Origin of the sequence: Nonomuraea sp. MG754425 (assembly GCF_021699195.1) — a bacterium.
In the GTDB taxonomy this organism is placed as follows: domain Bacteria; phylum Actinomycetota; class Actinomycetes; order Streptosporangiales; family Streptosporangiaceae; genus Nonomuraea.
In genome coordinates this window covers 1-18,141 of sequence record NZ_SSXE01000013.1, presented here as the reverse complement: position 1 = coordinate 18,141, position 18,141 = coordinate 1, and the positions used below count along the sequence as shown (strand labels likewise).

The 18,141-nt window shown below is 71.2% G+C and carries 17 protein-coding genes and 1 tRNA gene; 14 read left to right on the top strand and 4 right to left on the bottom strand.

Annotated elements, in window-relative coordinates:
- Window positions 1-50: 50 nt before the first annotated feature.
- From FAF44_RS06705 to FAF44_RS06655, 12 genes are all read left to right on the top strand, one after another.
- The gene (locus tag FAF44_RS06705; RefSeq protein ID WP_237102150.1) at window positions 51-452 is read left to right on the top strand and encodes a septum formation initiator family protein; all 402 of its coding nucleotides are present in this window, start codon (window positions 51-53) and stop codon (window positions 450-452) included.
- Window positions 453-486: 34 nt separating this feature from the next.
- On the top strand, window positions 487-975 hold the full coding sequence (locus FAF44_RS06700) for a DUF501 domain-containing protein (protein WP_237102204.1): 489 nt from the start codon (window positions 487-489) through the stop codon (window positions 973-975).
- Window positions 966-1,916, top strand: coding sequence for a Ppx/GppA phosphatase family protein (locus tag FAF44_RS06695; protein WP_237102149.1), 951 nt, complete (start codon window positions 966-968; stop codon window positions 1,914-1,916). Before FAF44_RS06700 ends, FAF44_RS06695 begins: the two co-directional genes overlap by 10 nt.
- Window positions 1,917-2,088: 172 nt before the next feature.
- Window positions 2,089-3,207 carry a hypothetical protein gene (locus FAF44_RS06690; protein ID WP_237102148.1) on the top strand — a complete coding sequence of 373 codons (1,119 nt, stop codon included), beginning with the start codon at window positions 2,089-2,091 and terminating at the stop codon, window positions 3,205-3,207.
- A 124-nt stretch (window positions 3,208-3,331) separates the two neighbouring features.
- Window positions 3,332-4,126 carry a uracil-DNA glycosylase gene (locus tag FAF44_RS06685; protein ID WP_237102147.1) on the top strand — a complete coding sequence of 265 codons (795 nt, stop codon included), beginning with the start codon at window positions 3,332-3,334 and terminating at the stop codon, window positions 4,124-4,126.
- Between the two features lie 94 nt (window positions 4,127-4,220).
- A complete protein-coding gene (locus FAF44_RS06680) occupies window positions 4,221-5,537 on the top strand; it encodes an NAD(P)/FAD-dependent oxidoreductase (protein ID WP_237102146.1) in 1,317 nt (438 codons plus the stop codon).
- A gap of 80 nt (window positions 5,538-5,617) precedes the next feature.
- Window positions 5,618-6,130 (top strand): glycine cleavage system protein R, encoded by a 513-nt coding sequence (locus FAF44_RS55695; RefSeq protein ID WP_237102145.1) that lies wholly within the window; start codon window positions 5,618-5,620, stop codon window positions 6,128-6,130.
- Complete coding sequence (locus FAF44_RS56335; protein WP_368857756.1) at window positions 6,127-6,651, top strand: peptide deformylase; 525 nt, start codon at window positions 6,127-6,129, stop codon at window positions 6,649-6,651. Before FAF44_RS55695 ends, FAF44_RS56335 begins: the two co-directional genes overlap by 4 nt.
- Window positions 6,652-6,700: 49 nt before the next feature.
- A tRNA-Leu gene (locus FAF44_RS06670) sits at window positions 6,701-6,773 on the top strand.
- Between the two features lie 568 nt (window positions 6,774-7,341).
- Window positions 7,342-8,136, top strand: coding sequence for a Bax inhibitor-1/YccA family protein (locus tag FAF44_RS06665; RefSeq protein ID WP_237102144.1), 795 nt, complete (start codon window positions 7,342-7,344; stop codon window positions 8,134-8,136).
- Window positions 8,137-8,304: 168 nt separating this feature from the next.
- Entirely contained in the window at window positions 8,305-8,538 is a 234-nt protein-coding gene (locus FAF44_RS06660; RefSeq protein WP_043628756.1) for a DUF4287 domain-containing protein, read from the top strand.
- Between the two features lie 53 nt (window positions 8,539-8,591).
- On the top strand, window positions 8,592-8,999 hold the full coding sequence (locus FAF44_RS06655) for a PPOX class F420-dependent oxidoreductase (RefSeq protein ID WP_237102143.1): 408 nt from the start codon (window positions 8,592-8,594) through the stop codon (window positions 8,997-8,999).
- A gap of 50 nt (window positions 9,000-9,049) precedes the next feature.
- Here the strand turns inward: FAF44_RS06655 and FAF44_RS06650 are convergent, their stop codons facing one another.
- The 3 genes from FAF44_RS06650 to FAF44_RS06640 form a co-directional block, all read right to left on the bottom strand.
- Window positions 9,050-10,267: an acetyl-CoA C-acetyltransferase gene (locus FAF44_RS06650; protein WP_237102142.1), complete on the bottom strand. Its 1,218-nt coding sequence runs from the start codon at window positions 10,265-10,267 to the stop codon at window positions 9,050-9,052.
- Window positions 10,268-10,416: 149 nt separating this feature from the next.
- Window positions 10,417-11,760, bottom strand: a complete 1,344-nt coding sequence (locus FAF44_RS06645) for a PQQ-binding-like beta-propeller repeat protein (RefSeq protein ID WP_237102141.1) — start codon at window positions 11,758-11,760, stop codon at window positions 10,417-10,419.
- A 77-nt stretch (window positions 11,761-11,837) separates the two neighbouring features.
- Window positions 11,838-12,821: an SGNH/GDSL hydrolase family protein gene (locus FAF44_RS06640; RefSeq protein ID WP_308193287.1), complete on the bottom strand. Its 984-nt coding sequence runs from the start codon at window positions 12,819-12,821 to the stop codon at window positions 11,838-11,840.
- Between the two features lie 122 nt (window positions 12,822-12,943).
- On the opposite strand from FAF44_RS06640, the gene FAF44_RS06635 reads away from it, so the two are divergent.
- Window positions 12,944-14,314 carry a cystathionine beta-synthase gene (locus FAF44_RS06635; RefSeq protein WP_237102140.1) on the top strand — a complete coding sequence of 457 codons (1,371 nt, stop codon included), beginning with the start codon at window positions 12,944-12,946 and terminating at the stop codon, window positions 14,312-14,314.
- On the opposite strand, the gene FAF44_RS06630 is transcribed toward FAF44_RS06635, so the two are convergent.
- Complete coding sequence (locus tag FAF44_RS06630; RefSeq protein ID WP_237102139.1) at window positions 14,311-15,168, bottom strand: NAD(P)-dependent oxidoreductase; 858 nt, start codon at window positions 15,166-15,168, stop codon at window positions 14,311-14,313. The genes FAF44_RS06635 and FAF44_RS06630 overlap by 4 nt on opposite strands.
- A gap of 62 nt (window positions 15,169-15,230) precedes the next feature.
- On the opposite strand from FAF44_RS06630, the gene FAF44_RS06625 reads away from it, so the two are divergent.
- On the top strand, window positions 15,231-18,141 hold a 2,911-nt coding region (locus tag FAF44_RS06625), incomplete at its 3' end, for a BTAD domain-containing putative transcriptional regulator (RefSeq protein WP_237102138.1).

Here is an 18,141-nt window from a genome sequence, read left to right as displayed (position 1 = left end):
GGCACCCCGTTGTTCCGGTCGCGAGCCGTACTTGAGGGGGTGTGCAGCAATTGGCGAAAAGGCCGCAGCTCACCGGGCGGGCCGCCATCCTGGCCATCGTGGTGTGCGCGATCGCGATGAGCCTGGCCTACCCTGTGCGCGAGTACATCAGCCTCCGCCGCAGCATCTCTGAGCTGCGCGCGGAGAAGGCCAGGGTCGAGGCGGAGAAGCAGGCGCTGCTGGCGCGCGACCGGCAGAGCGACGACCCCAACTGGATCAAGAAGACGGCCAAGGAACGGCTGCACTACTGCGGCCCCGGTGAGAAGTGCTTCGTGGTGATGGAGCCCGACCGGGGCGCGCCGCAGTCGGCCGTGAAGCAGCAGGCGGCGGTGCCGCCGTGGTACGAGACGCTCTGGGAGTCGGTGGAGGCCGCCGACAAGGGCACGGGGCGCCGGGCCGTGACCGGCCCGTGACAGGCCCCGGATCCCCCGATGTGGAAGGAACGTGTTGGACAGCAAGGACGCCGAGGTCGTCGAGAAGCAGCTCGGCCGGCCGCCCAGAGGGCTGCGCGGGGTGGCGCACCGCTGCCCGTGCGGCAACCCCGACGTGGTCGAGACCGCGCCCAGGCTGCCCGACGGCTCGCCGTTCCCGACCCTGTACTACCTGACCTGCCCCAAGGCGGCCTCGGCGATCGGCACGCTGGAGGGCTCGGGCCTGATGCGGGAGATGCAGGCCAGGCTGGCCACCGAGCCCGAGCTGGCGGCGGCCTACCGGGCCGCCCACGACGACTACGTGGCCAGGCGCGACGAGGCGGCCGCGGACGCGGGCCTGGAGCCGCTCCCGCGTGACATGCAGAGCACGGGCGGCATGCCGGAGCGGGTCAAGTGCCTGCACGCGCTCGTGGCGCACGAGCTGGCGGCCCCCGGGACGAACCCGTTCGGCAGGGAGGCGCTGGACGCCCTCCCCGACTGGTGGAGTGACGGACCATGCGTGTAGCGGCCATCGACTGCGGCACCAACTCCGTGCGCCTGCTCGTCGCCGACGTCGGCGACGGCGAGCTGACGGAGGTCGAGCGGCGGATGGAGATCGTCCGCCTGGGGCAGGGCGTGGACCGCACGGGCCGGCTGGCGCCCGACGCGCTGGCCCGCACGTTCCAGGCGATGCGCTCCTACCAGGACCTGATCGGACGGCACGGCGCCGAGGCCACCCGCGTGGTGGCGACGAGCGCGACGCGCGACGCGGTTAACCGGCACGAGTTCGTGGACGGGGTCCGCGAGATCTTCGGGGTGGAGCCCGAGGTGGTGTCGGGCTCGGAGGAGGCGGAGCTGTCGTTCACGGGCGCGACCAGGGGGCTGGTGCGGCTGTCGCCCGAGACCGGGGTGCCGCAGGGCCCGCTGCCCCCGTACCTGGTGGTGGACATCGGCGGCGGCTCCACGGAGTTCGTGGTCGGCGTCGAGCACGCGCGGGCGGCGCTGTCGGTGGACATCGGCTGTGTCCGCCTGACCGAGCGGCACCTGCGCGACGCGGCGGGCGATCCGCCGTCCGCGCCGGCCCTGGAGGCCGTGGTGGCCGACATCGAGGCCGCGCTCGACCGGGTCGAGGCCGAGGTCCCCGTACGCGAGGCGCACACGCTCGTGGGTCTCGCGGGCTCGGTGACGACGGTCGCGGGCATCGCGCTCGACCTGCCGGAGTACGATCCCGAACGGATTCATCACGCGCGGATTTCGGCCGAGCAGGTCCACGACGTGACGCGGCGGCTGCTGGCGATGACCCATGGTGAGCGGGCCGAGGTTGCGGTGATGCATCCGGGACGGGTGGACGTCATTGGCGCGGGCGCGCTTATTCTCGACCGCATCGTTCGCCGTTTCGCGTTTTCGCAGGTCGTGGTGAGTGAACACGACATCCTCGATGGAATCGCCTGGAGCCTCGCCGGATAGCTGAAGAAATCAGGACATTTCAGGTTGGTGGCGCGTGTTGAGCGTGCATTCAGTACTGTGATTGAGTAAAGGGGCATTACGGGGGCTTTGCCATATCGCTGTGCGCGGAAGGCGACGGCGTGGCGACCGTTCCCGAGCGCGTCTCTTCCCTCACGGAATGGAGCACTCTCACATGATGTCTGTTGGGTTAGCACGTAAAGCCGCCGCGTTCGGCGCGTCGGCCGCGGTGCTGGCCGCTCTGTCCGCGGGCCTGATGTCCAGTCCCGCTCAGGCGGCCACCTCGGCCAAGGCCGCGCCCAAGGTCTCGGTCTCCGCGCCGAAGGCCACGCCGGGTGACTACCAGGGTTCGTGCCCGTCCAAGGTCAACTTCGCGGCGCAGATCAAGGTGCCCGTCAAGGGCAAGACGGAGCTGGCCTACCGCTGGCTCCACGGTGACGGGTCCAAGAGCAAGGTCAGCGTGATCAAGCTCAAGGGCAAGGGCACCAAGACGGTGACGGTCAAGCAGTCCATCACCTTCAAGGAAGACGTCAAGGGCTGGGAGGCCGTCCAGGTCCTCGGTCCCAAGAAGGTCACCTCGAAGAAGGGCTACTTCTCCGTCTCCTGTGAGAAGCCGCAGGACAACGTCCGTACGCACCTCGACGTCTCGGTCTCGGCCAGCGCCTGGGCCAGCCCGAGCTCGTACGCCGGAAGCTGCGACACCCGTAGTGACAAGATCGACTTCGTCGGCCTGATCAAGACCAACCGCCCGTCGTGGGTGCGTTACCGCTGGGTCCTCAACGGCGAAGTGGTCGACTACGGCAAGATCAAGGTCCGCGACGCCCGCAAGGTCGGCTTCGGCATCGCCCCGCGTCACAGCCAGCGCGGCTGGGCGCAGCTTCAGGTCCTCAGCCCCGACGCCACGTCCTCCAACCGCGCCTACTACAAGGTCTGGTGCAAGGACGAGAACAGGGGCGGCGACCACCGCGGCGACCACAAGTCCCCCGACGCGCGTGACGGCAAGATCTCGGCGTCCGCCTCGGTGACGACCAGCAGCGACTGCACGGTCACCGCGACGGGCTCGGTCACCTCGAACGTCGCGGGCAAGATCCGCTACAGCTGGGCGCTGAACGGCGCCGTGCTGAGCAGCGGTGAGGTCGAGGTCGGCGCCAACGGCGGCTCCCAGCCCGTCAACGGCTTCTCCTCGACGCCGATCAACGGCGAGGCCAAGAGCGGCAACGTGACCCTCTCGGTCTCCGGCCCCGGCGGCAGCGACACCGAGACCGTGTCCTACGCCTGCACCCCGGCTCCGTAAGGAACCTGGGCGGCACGACGTTTCACCGGTCGAACCGGGTGGCTCCTTTCGGGGCCACCCGGTTTTCCGTTGTCCTGAGGAGGACGCGCCCGGGCACGGGTGGTGATCGGGCACCATCGTTGTCATGAGCTTCGTACCTCCTGGCACCGGCTGGCCCGACGACCCCGCGAACGCCGGCACCCCGGTCGCCGCGGACCCGGCCGACGTGCGCCGCCTGGCCGCCGGCTCCGGCGACCTCGCGGAGCTCACGGCCCGGCAGTCGGTCTGCCGCGCGTGCCCGCGTCTGGTGGAGTGGCGCGAGGAGGTGGCGCGGGTGAAGCGGCGCGCGTTCGCGGACGAGACGTACTGGGGCCGTCCGGTCCCCGGCTGGGGGGCCGAGCAGCCGCGGATCCTGCTGGTCGGGCTGGCCCCGGCCGCCCACGGCGGCAACCGGACCGGGCGCATCTTCACCGGCGACCGCAGCGGCGACTGGCTGTTCGCCGCGCTGCACCGCTGCGGCCTGGCCACGCAGGAGACCAGCACGCACGCGGGCGACGGGCAGCGGCTGATTGGCACGCGCGTGCTGGCGTCGGTGCGCTGCGCGCCGCCCGCGAACAAGCCGCTGCCGTCGGAGAAGGCCGCCTGCTTCCCCTGGATGGCGCGGGAGATGGAACTGGTCGCGCCGTACGCGCGGGTGATCGTGGCCCTCGGCGGCTACGCCTGGCAGGCCATGTGGCCCGCGCTCAGGGAGGCCGGCTACACCCTGCCGCGCAGCCGCCCGCCGTTCGGCCACGGGGCCGAGGCGGAGGTGACACACGGTGAGCGTCCTGTCACGCTCGTCGGCTGCTACCACCCCAGCCAGCAGAACACCTTCACCGGCCGTGTCACCGCCCAAATGCTGGACGACATCTTCTCCAGGGCCAGGTCACTGGCTGTGTGACGCGTCCCACCACCCACGGATTGGATTCGCAGGGAGGCACTGGCGTAGTCTTGTGAATAGTTTCACAAGCGTTCCAAAGGGATGGGGCCGCAAGATGAACAAGCACATTGTGATCGTCGGTGGTGGGTACGTCGGGCTGTACACGGCGCTGCGGCTGCAGCGCGGGCTCCGCCGCGAGCTGCGCGACGGGCAGGTCAGCATCACGATCATCGACCCCCAGTCCTACATGACCTACCAGCCGTTCCTGCCGGAGGCGGCGGCGGGCAACCTCTCGCCGCGCCACATGGTGGCCCCGCTGCGGCGGATCCTGCGCAAGGTGCGCATACTCAACGGCACGGTGACCAAGGTCGACCACGCCGGCCGCAGGGTCGTCTTCCAGCCGGCGGCGGGTGAGCCGCGCGAGGTGGCCTACGACGTGATCGTCATGGCCGCGGGCTCGATCTCGCGCACGCTGCCCATTCCCGGGCTGACCGACATCGGCATCGGGTTCAAGACCGTCGGCGAGGCCATCGCGCTGCGCAACCGCGTGCTGCACCTGCTCGACGTGGCCGAGTCGACGGAAGACGTCGAAGCGCGGCGCAGGGCGCTGACGTTCGTCGTGGTCGGGGCCGGCTTCGCGGGCGTCGAGGCGCTCGCCGAGCTGGAGGACATGGCCAAGGACTCCACGCGCTACTACCGCAACATCCAGCCGTCGGACATCCGCTGGGTCCTCGTCGAGGCCACGAACCGGGTGCTGCCCGAGGTCGGCCCCGAGATGGGCAAGTGGACGCTGGAGCAGCTCCGCGAGCGCGGCATCGACGTCAAGCTCGACACCCGCCTGGAGTCCTGCGAGGACGGCCACGTGGTGCTGTCGGACGGCGACGAGTTCGACGCCGACACGCTCGTGTGGACCGCCGGCGTCAAGCCCAGCCCCGTGGTGAACGACAGCGACCTGCCGCTCGACGAGCGCGGCCGGGTCAAGGCCACCGCGCTGCTCACCGTGGCGGGCGCGCCCGGCGCCTTCACGGCCGGCGACGCCGCCGGGGTGCCGGACGTGACCAACCCCGGTCAGTACTGCGCCCCCAACGCCCAGCACGCCGTCCGCCAGGCCAAGGTGCTGGCCGACAACATCGTCCGCTACCTGCGGGGTGAGGAACTGGTCGAATACCGCCACAAGTATGTCGGATCGGTGGCCGGACTGGGCCTGCATCAGGGCGTGGCCAATGTCTATGGCGTCAAGCTTCGCGGATTCCCTGCGTGGTTCATGCACCGGACCTACCATCTGTCGCGGGTGCCGACGCTGAACCGCAAGGTCCGTGTCGTCGTCGATTGGACCCTGGCCCTGTTCTTCAAGCGCGAGACGATCTCGCTGGGTGAGATGGAGCACCCACGCGAGGGCTTCAGGGCCGCGGTGGCGACGACTCGCCGCTAGCCCAGGGACGGCGGCGCCCCGGCGAACCTTCGCCGGGGCGCTCTCGGCGCCTCTGGTCGCAAGCGGAAGGGGTACCACGGGTGGGTCTATCAGCGGTGACCGTGCTCGGCGTCGACCGGCCCGGCGTGATCGCCGCGGTCACCGGTTCGCTCGCCGACTGCGGGGCGAACATCCAGGACTCGACCATGACGTTGCTCGGCGGCCACATCGCGATGATGCTGCTCGTGTCCGGCGAGCTGGACTCCGCCGAGCTGACGCAACGGCTCCGGATGCCCGATCTCGTGGTCACCGCTTCGGCGATCAAGGCCAGCAGGCATTTCTGCGAGGAGGGTGGTGGGCTCGGATACGTGCTGACCGTGCACGGCCCGGACCGGCCGGGCATCATCTCCGCCGTCAGCGCGGTGCTCGCCGCGGACGGCGGCAACATCACCGGCATGAGCACCCGGCTCACCGGCCGGCTCTACGTGCTGATCGCCGACGTCGAGCTGCCGAAGCAGGTGGACGTGGCGGCGCTCATGCGCAGGCTGGCGGCCGTCGGCGCCGGGCTCGACTCCGACATCACCTTCCGGCCTGTCGAACCGGACCTGCTTTGACGGGGCCGGGGGGTACGGCCCGCGAGCTGCTCCGCGCCCCGCACCCCCTCCTGTCGGCCGTGGCCGCCCCGGTGGACCCGGCCGCCCCCGAGGTCGTGACCGCCGCGGCCGATCTGCTCGCCACCCTGCGCCGCGTGCCCGTCACAGCCGGGCTGGCCGCTCCCCAGATCGGCCTGAGCTGGCGGCTGATCGCCTTTGACGCCCGGCGTCATCCCCGGAGCCGATCGTGGGCCGGAGAGCTCGTCGTGGCCAATCCACGGCTCGCCAGGGCGTCCCATTGGGACGAGGGGCGGGAGGGGTGCGCGTCCGTCCCGGGGCTCGTGGCTGATGTGCGCCGGGCGACGCGTATCACCGTACATGGGCATTTGCCAGGCACCGGCGAGGCGGTCACCATCGAAGCGGATGCGATCGAAGCTCGGTGCATTCAGCACCAACTGGACCATCTGGACGGTCTACTCTTCTTGGACAGAGTCCCGGGAGCGCTATCACTTCACCGCAGACTTCACACTTGTGACGCCTGATGCGAAGTTGTGCTCCTCGGAAGCATGGTCTGTTTCGTATGATTACGGCGCCCCCGTAGCCCAATGGCAGAGGCAAACCCCTTAAAAGGGTTGACGTGCGGGTTCGAATCCCGCCGGGGGCACTTGCCAACTTATTGGCGCTTTAGGTCGCTGACCTGGACTTTTATCGGGACTGCGGTACTGGGTCCCCTCAGGTGCGCGTCTTTCGATATCGAGTCGTTATGGAGTTGTCCTGTCACCAGGCGATCACTGGTGGTGGATGCCCGGCGCCGTACCGGTCGGGAGGCGTGCGGACCGGGAGAGTAAGCTCACCATCGCTGGGCGTGCGCGCGGCATCTCCGTTTGCCGGCTCGAAAACTTTTCGTCCTCGTACGGATATTGACAACCTGCCGGTTTTCTGCCCTGTCCCGGCTTTGCCGGAGTTTCTTTCCGTGAATGGTTGACTACGCTTTACCACCGGGTTTTCGCGGACGGGGAAACGTGCATAGCGGCCGGCCGGGTCGTGCGGGCCGGACGTCGGCCCGCCGGGGCCGTCCGTGGGAAGATTTCCCCGATGCCGGGCGACCTGGGAACTCCGTCGCGTGCACGTTCGTTGTGATCCCAGCCGAAGTCCCGAATGAACATCGATCTGAGCGTCAGTTGACCAAGGTGCCGCCAGGCCCCGTAGGCTCGGCGACACAGGAGGCAGCGATGGAGAGCAAGAACCCCGTTTTCAGCAGGTCGCGGCAGCAGTCCGCGACGGGCTGGGCCGGTCCCACCCCGTCCCCCGACCAGCTCCAGCACATGTACGACTCGCCGTCGTACGCACCACCGTCCCAACCGGCGTACCGGACCATGACGCTCGACGACGTCGTGGTCCGAGGGTTCTTGACCCTCGGGGCGCTCGTCGTGGCCGCCGCCGCGGCCTGGTATTTCAACGTCCCGCCCATGGTGGCGATCGGCGCGGCCGTCATCGCGCTGATCCTCGGGCTGATCGCCTCGTTCACGATGAGCACCAACCCGGCGCTCATCCTGGCGTACGCGGTCGCCGAGGGCGTGTTCCTGGGCAAGATCAGCTCCGTTTTCGAGGGCATGGTCAGCGGCGTCGTGCTGCAGGCGGTACTCGGCACCGCCTTCGCGTTCGGCGCGGTGCTGACCGTCTACTCCCTGCGCATCGTCCGCGTGACACCCAAGCTGGTGAAGTTCGTGGTCGCCGCCGGCATCGCGGCGGTCGGGCTGATGCTGGTCAACCTGATCGTCGGGATGTTCAACGACGGCGGGCTGGGCCTGCGTACCGACAGCCCGCTCGGCTGGATCTTCAGCGTCGCGATGATCCTGCTCGGCTGCTTCTTCCTGCTGCTCGACTTCGACTCGATCGAGCAGGGCGTCAAGCAGGGCGCCCCGGAGAAGTTCGCCTGGCAGTGCGCCTTCGGCCTGACGCTGAGCCTGGTGTGGATCTACCTGGAGGTGCTGCGGTTCGTCAGCTATTTCACCAGTAGCGACTAGCCGTTCAGCTCCGCGACATCCGGGAGGGCTCCGCCGTTCGGGCGGGGCCCTCTCGTTGTGCGACCGAAAATCTACCTACCGTCACGGGACGAAGCCGGGCTTGGGGCTTGCCATTCGCACGTCAGTGTTGCAGTGTCAAGCAAAGGACCCCAATCCGCGGAGGTGCCCATGTCCTTGAACCACTCACCGGAGACGCAGACGAAGCTCATCGCAAGAGTCCCGACGATCACGGGACGCGAACTCCCCGAGTGGTTTCAAGCCATCGACAACGGCCCGGCTTTCCTACGGTGTGACGAGCGGGCCAACTGGCTCGCCGACGAGCACGGGCTGACCCACGGCTACGCCGCCGCCATCGTCCACGAGCACGAGCGGCACCGCCGTAACCGTATGGGCTTCATCTAGGCCCAGCCATCCCCGCGCCCGTGCCACAAGCACGGGCGCGCCATCATGGGGTCATGGATCTCGACAAGGCACTCGCCTTTCTCCGCGGCAACCACCACGCCGTCCTGCTGACCCGGCATCGCGACGGGCGCCCGCAGATGTCACCGGTCACGGCGGGAGTCCAGGACGGCCGGGTGGTCATCAGCACCAGGGAGACGGCGGTCAAGGCACTCAACGCGCGCCGCGACCCCGAGGTGTCGCTGTGCGTCTTCACCGACCGCTTCTTCGGGGAGTGGATCCAGATCGACGGCACGGCGGAGCTGGTCTCCCTGCCCGAGGCGATGGAACCGCTGATCTCGTACTACCGCGACATCTCGGGTGAGCATCCCGACTGGGACGACTACCGGGCCGCCATGACCCGTGAGCGCCGCCTCGTCATGCTCATCACCCCCACGCGGGTGGGGCCGACCCGCCACGGATAGCGGGGGAGGGCGAGCCGCGGCCACGACTCCGGCCGCGGCTCGCCGGACGCTCAGCTCAGGCGCTCGACGACCATCGCCATGCCCTGGCCGCCGCCCACGCACATCGTCTCGAGGCCGATGCTCCTGTCGTGGTGCTGGAGGCTGTTGATCAGCGTCGAGGTGATCCGGGCCCCGGTCATCCCGAACGGGTGCCCGATCGCGATCGCGCCGCCGTTGACGTTGAGCCGGTCGAGGTCGATGCCCAGCTCCTGGTAGGAGGGGATCACCTGGGCCGCGAACGCCTCGTTGATCTCCACCAGGTCGATGTCGTCGATCGCCATCCCGGCCCTGGCCAGCGCCTGCTTCGACGCCTCGACCGGCCCGAGGCCCATGATCTCGGGCGACAGGCCGGAGACGCCGGTGGAGACGATCCTGGCCAGCGGCGTGATGCCCAGTTCGGCGGCCTTGACGTCGCTCATCACGACGACCGCCGCCGCGCCGTCGTTCAGCGGGCAGCAGTTGCCCGCCGTGACCGTGCCGTCCGGGCGGAAGACCGGGGCCAGCGTGGAGACCTTCTCGTACGTCGTGCCGGCGCGCGGGCCGTCGTCCTTGGCGACCACGGTGCCGTCGGGCAGGGTCGCCGGGGTGATGTCCTTCTGCCAGAAGCCGTCGGCCAGCGCCTTCTCGGCCAGGTTCTGGGAGCGTACGCCGAACTCGTCCTGCTCCTTGCGGGAGACGCCCTTGAGCTGGGCCAGGTTCTCGGCCGTCTGCCCCATGGCGACGTAGACGTCGGGGACCTGGTCGTCGGCGCGGGGGTCGTGCCAGACCTTGCCGCCCTCGGCGTACGCCTTGCTGCGGGTGCGGGCGTCCTGGAAGAGCGGGTTGTGCGTGTCGGGCAGCGAGTCGGAGTTGCCCTTGGCGAAGCGTGAGACGGTCTCGACGCCGGCGGAGACGAACACATCGCCCTCGCCGGCCTTGATGGCGTGGAAGGCCATCCTGGTCGTCTGGAGCGAGGACGAGCAGTAACGGGTCACGGTGGTGCCGGGCACGTTGTCGAGCCCGAGCATGACCGCCACGACGCGGGCCATGTTGAAGCCCTGCTCGCCGCCGGGCAGGCCGCAGCCCAGCATGATGTCCTCGATCGAGGCCGGGTCGAGCTGGGGCACCTTGGCCAGGGCCGCCTGGATCATCTGCACGGTCAGGTCGTCGGGCCGGATGTCCTTGAGCGACCCCTTGAAAGCTCGTCCGATCGGGGATCGCGCGGTTGCGACGATGACTGCCTCGGGCATGGCCCCTCCTTTGTCGGCGCTAATAGTAGAACTATATTCCAGTTCTTCGCGCAAGGCTCGCCGGGCGGCGGAGGCGCCGCGCGCGCCTCCGCCGCCCTTGCCCCGCCGCTCCGGCGGGGGTCCTCAGAGGGGGGCTCAAGGTGTGCCGGTCATCCGTACATGCCCGGGGCGGCGGCCGTGTGGTCGTTCACGGCGTGCAGGGTGCCCTTCTCGTCGCGCCAGAGCCGCCAGCCGTCCTGGCCGCCGGTGAACCACCTCGGGGGAGACATGGGGGAGGAGACCCGCCTACCGGTGCCGAGGTCGAACTCGCAGAGCGCGGCCGTCGGGTAGAAGCCCGGGGCCTGGCCCTTCAGCGGCAGCGGCTTGGGGTCGGTGACGCAGAAGGACCAGCCGCGCTCCTCCTCCACCGGCACCGGCTCGCCCGAGGCGACGTCGAAGGCCGTGCCCTTGGCGCCGTGTTTGAGGAAGTCCAGCTTGTCCATGCGGTCGGGGAAGGCCAGCCACCAGCCGGAGCCGGGCACGTCGGCGGAGCTGATCTGCCCGACCACCCGCCCGCTGGCCGGGTCGAGCCGGGCGAACCCGCCGTAGGAGCCACGCTGGTCCACCGGACGGACGATCGGCGCGAAGCCCGGCGAACCGCTGGGATAGACGCGGACGACCGAGGGCCGCATCCAGTTGATCGTCCCGTCGGCGATCCCGACGGAGAATATGCCGAAGGTCGAGACCCGCTTGGTCTGCGGGTTCGTGTACGGGGCGACGTAGCCCACCAGGTCGTCCCCCACCGCGCCGAAGGCCCAGCCGCCCGACAGGTCGATGCCCGGCCCGAGCGCCTGCTCGATCGGCTGCTGCCACTGCAGCTTGCCGGTCTTGAGCTCGTACGACTCCACCATCGGGTTGGCGGCCATCCTGAGCAGCAGGACCCGGCTGTCGTCCGACCACTCGACCTCCGAGATGCCGGGCAGCTTCCACACCTGCCTGCCGGTCGCCGGGTCGAGCACCACCATGCGGGCCTTGGCCAGCGCGGTGTGCTCCGACAGGCAGATGTAGCGCCCGCAGCGCTGCGGCCCGAACGTCGAGTGGATCGGCCGGGCCCACTTCTGCGCCCCCGAGTGGGCGTCGCGGGCGATGAGCGTGGCGTTCCAGCGGCCCTTCCTGCCCGGATCCAGCGCCACGACCACGCCCTGCCCCCGGGACGTCTCCACCAGTGCGGGGGCGGAGACGCCCATGCCGGGCAGGCGGCCGGCCATCGTGGCGGGGTAGGCCCAGAGCCGCTTGCCGTCGCGCAGGCCGAGGGCGACCGTCTCCAGGGCGCCGTCGGGCTTCATGGAGGTGACGGCGACCACCCCGCTTGCCACCGCCATCCGGCTGACGGCGTTGACCTGGGTGTTGTGCCAGGTCGGGAACTTCGAGGTGGCCGCGTCGCTGCCGGAGCAGGCGGCGACGGCGAGGGTTCCGGCGAGAGCGATGGACGTTTTCCAGAGAGGCCGGAGCACGGGCAATTCACTCCAAAAGGGGGGACGAGGAGTGACGGCTCCGGGGCGGAGAGTAGCCGACAGAAGGCGTGCGGGCGTCAGGTGTCGTTGACTGCCTCGCCGAGTCGCCGGCGGAACAACGACGCCCACTTCCCGTGCAGGCCCGTCGCCCGCCCGTCGACCCGGGTCGCGGTGACCTCGGTGCCGGGCTCCTCCGCGGCCGTAGCCGCCGCGAGGTAGATCGGTTGCAGCGCTTCGCCGCGTGCGGGGCGCGGCTCAGGCCACAGCCCCAACGCAGCGCACACCGACGGTAGCACCGCGTAAGCGGCCTGCGCGTAACCTCGGTCAGATGGATGGAAACGATCGGGTCCGAACATTTCTGCCGGATTTGTAGCGAACTCCGGGCCCAGGACGTCGGCGAACGCCACCGTACGGCCGCCCGCGTCCACCACCGCCACCGTCTGCGCCGCCGCGAGCTGGCGGCTCCACCGCCGCGTCACCCAGCGCAGCGGCTGCGCGATGGGCCGTACGGTGCCGAGGTCGGGACACGTGCCCACGACCACCTCGGCCCCCGACTCCCGCAGCCGCCGCACGGCCTTGGCCAGATGCCGCACGGCCACCGCGGGCGGCGTCTGCGTGATGATGTCGTTGGCCCCCACGAAGATCACCGCCAGGTCGGGGGCCATCGCGAGCGCCACGTCCACCTGCTCGTCCAGGAACGCCGAGGGCGTGCCCGACTTGCCCGCCACGAGCAGGCGCACCGGCCGTTCCGCGACGGCGGCCAGGCCGTTGGCCAGCAGCACGCCCGGGGTGCTGGCCGGGCCGGTCACGCCCAGGCCGACCGAGGTCGAGTCGCCGAGCATGACCATTCTGAGCGGCACGCCCGGGTACGCGCCGTACATGCCGTCGGCCTGCGGGCCGTCCAGCCCGTGCGGCTGGCCGATCGCCTTGCGCGCGAGCAGCCCCTCGGCGATCAGCAGGCCGTACGCCGTGGCTCCCAGAGCCGTCAGGCCGCCGCCGCCGAGCGCCGCCGCCGTCGCGATCCTGCGCGCCGCGCGCGCCATACCCGCTGCCCAGACCACGTGCGTGCCCTCCTCGGTCCCACTCGGCTGTAGCGTTTGCTTGGACCGAGAGACTGCCACCCCCACTGGAACTCGGCCGTTGTCAAGGTGACCAAGTTTCGGTGAAGAAGGTGAACACCTCGGTGCGCGTTTACGATTCCCTCGTCGATCTCATGGGGAACACTCCGCTCGTCCGGTTGCACAGGGTCACCGCGGGTCTTTCCCCGCAGGTCGTGGCCAAGGTCGAGTACTTCAACCCGGGCGGCTCGGTCAAGGACCGCATCGCGGTCCGCATGATCGAGGCCGCGGAGAAGTCCGGCGAACTGCGCCCCGGCGGCGTGATCGTCGAGCCGACCTCCGGCAACACGGGAGTGGGGCTGGCCATCGTGGCCCAGCAGAAGGGCTATCGGTGCCTGTTCGTGGTGCCGGACAAGGTGGCCCAGGACAAGATCGCCGTCCTGCGGGCGTACGGGGCCGAGGTCGTGGTCTGCCCGACGGCCGTCTCGCCCGAGCACCCCGACTCCTACTACTCGGTCTCCGACCGGCTGGCCCGCGAGGTGCCCAACGCCTGGAAGCCCGACCAGTACTCCAACGTCAACAACCCCGACTCCCACTACTACTCGACCGGCCCCGAGCTGTGGGAGCAGACCGACGGCAGGATCACGCACTTCGTGGCGGGCATCGGCACCGGCGGCACGATCAGCGGCACCGGCCGCTATCTCAAGGAGGTCTCCGGCGGGCGAGTCAAGATCATCGGGGCTGATCCGGAGGGGTCGGTCTACTCCGGTGGGTCCGGCCGTCCGTACCTCGTGGAGGGGGTGGGCGAGGACATCTGGCCGGCCACGTACGACACCCGGATCTGCGACGAGATCATCGCCGTCTCCGACAAGGACTCCTTCACCATGACGCGCCGCCTGGCCCGCGAGGAGGGGCTGCTGGTCGGCGGGTCGTGCGGCATGGCGGTCGTGGCGGCGCTGCAGGTCGCGGCCACCGCCGCGCCCGACGACATGGTGGTCGTGCTGCTGCCCGACGGCGGACGCGGCTACCTGTCGAAGATCTTCAACGACGACTGGATGGCCGACTACGGCTTCCTGACCACCACCTCCGAGGAGGGGCTGGTCGGCGACGTACTGGCGCGCAAGGGGCCGGGCCTGCCCGAGTTCGTGCACGCCCACCCGCACGAGTCGGTCGGCACCGCCATCGCGATCATGCGCGAGTACTCGGTGTCGCAGCTCCCGGTGATGAAGGAGGAGCCGCCGGTCATGGCGGCCGAGGTGGTCGGCTCCATCGTCGAGCGCGATCTCCTCGAAGCCCTCTATCATGGCCGGCTCTCCTCCGACGATCCGATCGCTGATCACATGTCCGCGCCGCTACCCACGATCGGTAGTGGTGAAACTGTGGCGCGTGCGGTCGAAGCGCTGGAGAAGGCGGACGCGGCGGTCGTGCTGGAGGACGGCAAGCCCTCCGGGCTGCTCACCCGGCAGGACCTGCTCACCTTCCTCGCCAACCGCTAGGGCTTCCTGACACTCTCGATCACGGTGCCGAGGCCCTCGCCGCCGCGGCCCTCGGCGTCGGCGCGCTCGAACAGCCGCAGCAGCGCCTTCGGCACCGTGCTGTCGAGCCCCGCGTCCTCCAGCGCCTCCACGACGTGGCCGAGGCCGACGGCCTGCATGTGCAGGGAGTTCAGCTCACCCGGGTAGACCCCGGCCTCGTAGTCCTCCGTGCTGCTCTTGACGAACCCCAGGGTCCCGTCGCCGCCCAGCGAGGTGAACGTCTCCTGGGCGAATGGCAGGAACTCCCGCGGCGACACCCCCGCCGTGCCCAGCAGGGCCACCGCGTGCATGTGGGCGGTCAGGCTGGACCAGAACATCAGCAACTGCGACTGGTAGTACATCATCGCCAGGCCCTCGTCGGTTCCCACGTAGGTGATCTCGCCCAGCGCCTCAAGAGTGGCCCGGTGCCGGTCGAGCACGTCCTTCGGGCCGCTGTAGAACGTGTACGCCCCCGGCTCGCCGATGCCGGGCGGCGGCACCATGATGCCGCCCGTGATCAGCGTGCCGCCGCGCCGCGCCACCCAGCCCGCCGCCTCGCGCAGCTCCTTCGGGGTGCCCGAGCTGAGGTTCACCACCACCTTCCCGTCGAGACGGGCGTCCCCGAGGCTGTCGTACATCGCCTGGTAGCCGATCTGGCTGACCACCAGCAGGACACCGTCAGCGGCCGATCCGGCCCGCGCCGCGCCCTGGGCGACCAGCGGGTCCGCCTTGCTCGCCGTCCGGTTCCACACCTTGACCTCGTGGCCCGCGGCCAGGAACGTCGCGGCCATCTTCGCTCCCATGGGGCCGAGCCCCACAACCGTCACTTCGCTCATGCCCTCACCCTCGGGCAGGCCGCTTCGGAAATGCTTCGGGCCCGCTACGGGTTGGTGATGATGTGCTGCGATTCGGGGTGCTGGGGCCGCTGCGAGCCTGGACGGACGACGGCTCACCGGTACGGGTGGGCGAGCCCAAGGTGCGCGCGCTCCTGGCCGGCCTGCTCGCGTACGGCGGCGGGCCCGTCCCCGCCGACCGGCTGATCGACGACCTGTGGGGCGGGCGGCCCACCCCGCTCGGCACCCTCCAGGCCCGCGTCTCCCAGCTCCGCCGCGCGCTCGGGGACCCCGGCTCCGTCGTGCTCGAACCCGCCGGCTACCGGCTGGCGGCCCCCGCGAGCGACGCCGACCGCTTCCGCGCGCTCCTCACCCGGCGCTCCCCGGACGCCGCCGCGCGGGCGGCCGAGCTGGAGGAGGCGCTCGGGTTGTGGCGCGGACCCGCCTACGACGGCTTCACCGACCTCGCCTTCGCGCGGGACGCCGCCGCCCGCCTGGAGGAACTGCGGCTGGCGGCGCTGGAGGAGCAGGCCGAGCTGCGGCTCTCCCTCGGCGAGCCGGTGGAGCTGGGCGGGCTGGTGGCCGGGCACCCGCTGCGCGAGCGGCTGGTGGCCGCGCACATGAAGGCGCTGTACCGGGGCGGACGGCAGGGCGAGGCGCTGGCCGTCTACCAGGAGTTGCGCGGGCGGCTGGCGGAGGAGCTGGGCGTGGACCCGTCGCCGGCGACGGCGGCGCTGCACGAGGCGATCCTGCGCCAGGATCCGGCGCTGGCCCCGTCCCCGGCCCGGACGAACCTGCCCGCGCCGGTGACCGAGCTGATCGGGCGGGAGGAGGAGCTGGCCGCCGTCCGGGAGTCGTTCGAGGGCTCCCGGCTGGTGACGCTCACGGGGCCGGGCGGCGTCGGCAAGACGCGGCTCGCCCTGGCCGCCGCGCGCGAGCCGCTCCACAGCCCGGTGGACGGTGTGTGGCTGGTCGAGCTGGCCGGCGCGGTCGATCCGGCGGGGGCGCTCGCGGACGTGCTCGGGGTGCGCGACGACGCCACCGCCGCGCTGCCGGACCGGCTGGCCGGGGCGCTGGCGGGGCAGCGCGTGCTGCTCGTCCTCGACAACTGCGAGCACCTGGTGGACGCGGCGGCCGAGCTGGTGTCGCGGCTGCTGCGGGCCGCCCCGGGGCTGCGCGTGCTGGCCACCAGCCAGGAGCCGCTCGGGGTGACGGGCGAGTCGGTACGGGTGGTGCCGCCGCTGCCCGAGGCCGAGGCCGTACGGCTGTTCACGGTCCGGGCGGGCGTCGAGGAGAGCGAGACGGTGGCCACCGTCTGCCGCCGGCTCGACGGCATCCCGCTGGCTCTGGAGCTGGCCGCCGTCCGGGCGCGGGCACTCGGCGTGCGCGAGCTGGCGGACCGGCTGGACGACCGGTTCCGGCTGCTCAGCACCGGCATGCGGGACGCTCCCGCGCGGCAGCGCACGTTGCGGGCGATGATCGACTGGAGCTGGGAGCTGCTGTCGCCCGGCGAGCGGGTGGTGTTGCGCCGGCTGGCCGCGCACGCCGGCGGCTGCACGCTGGAGGCCGCCGAGGCGGTCTGCGCCGAACCGGGCCTGGACGTGCTCGACCTGCTCGCCCGGCTGGTGGACCGCTCGCTCGTGGTGCGGACGGCGGGCCCCGGCGTGCGGTCCGGCCGGGAATCCGAGGTGGGGGCGCGGTACCGGCTGCTGGAGTCGGTCGCCGCCTACTGCCAGGAACGGCTGGCGGAGGCGGGGGAGCGGGAGCTGATCAAGGAGCGGCACGCCCGCCACTACACCGCGCTGGCCGAGCGCGCGGACCTGCGCGGGCCGGGGCAGCGCGACTGGCTGGCCCGGCTCGACGCCGAAAGCGCCAACCTGCGCCTCGCCCTGGCGGGGCCGGAGCCGGTGCGGCTGGTCAACGCGCTGGGCTGGTACTGGATCCTGCGCGGACGGCTGCGCGAGGCCCACCACGCCCTGACCACCGCCCTTCCTGCCGCGTCGCCTGCCGCTCTGCCTACCGCTCTGCCTGCCGGGCCGTCTGGCGGGCCGACCGGTGATGTCGGGGGTGATGCGGCGGTGGCCAGGGCGTCGGTGTGGCTGGCGGCGGTGGAGTTGCTGATCGGCCGCCCGGCGTCCCCGGTGCGCAGGGACGGGCTCGACCCGGCGGGCGCGGCGCTGGCCGACTGGCTGCTGAGCCACGTCCGGTGGGCGTACGGCGACGGGCGGGCGCACGAGGCGGCGGCCGGCCGGGCGCTGGCGGCGTTCGAGGCGCTCGGGGACCGCTGGGGTGTCGCGGCGGCCCTGTGCCTGCGGGGCAAGCTCGCCGGCGGGCGCGGCGACCTGGCGGCCATGCGGCGCGACGGGGAGCGGGCGCTCGCCCTGTTCGAGGAACTGGGCGACGCCTGGGGCCGGATCGAGGCCATGGACGTGCTGGACCGGGTGGCCGAGATGCGCGGCGACCACCCCGAGGTCACCCGGCTGCGGGAGGAGGGGCTGCGGCTGGCGGAGGAGCTGGGGTTCGAGGTGTCGTTCAAGCTGGCCGGGCTGGGACGGATCGCGCTGCTGGCGGGGGACTACGACCGGGCCGACGACTACCACGAGCGGGCCAGGGCGCTGGCGGTCGAGCAGTCGTACCTGCCGGCCGAGGAGAACGCGCTGCTCGGCCTGGCCATGAGCGCCCGGCGGCGCGGCCGGTACGAGGAGGCGGAGGCGTACCTGCGGCCGGCGCTCGGCTGGCTGCGGCAGGTGCGGGGGACGCCCGGGATCGCGTTCATCATGGCCGAGCTGGGTTTCGCCGCCGAGCAGCGCGGAGCCGCGGAGACGGCGCTGGCCAGGCACCGGGAGGGGTACGAGGCGGCGCGGTCCACCGGCGACCCCCGGGCCGTCGCGCTGGCCCTGGAGGGGCTGGCGGGGGCCCTGTCGCTGGCCGGGGGCGAACGGGCGGCCGAGGCGAGCCGGTTGCTCACGACGGCGA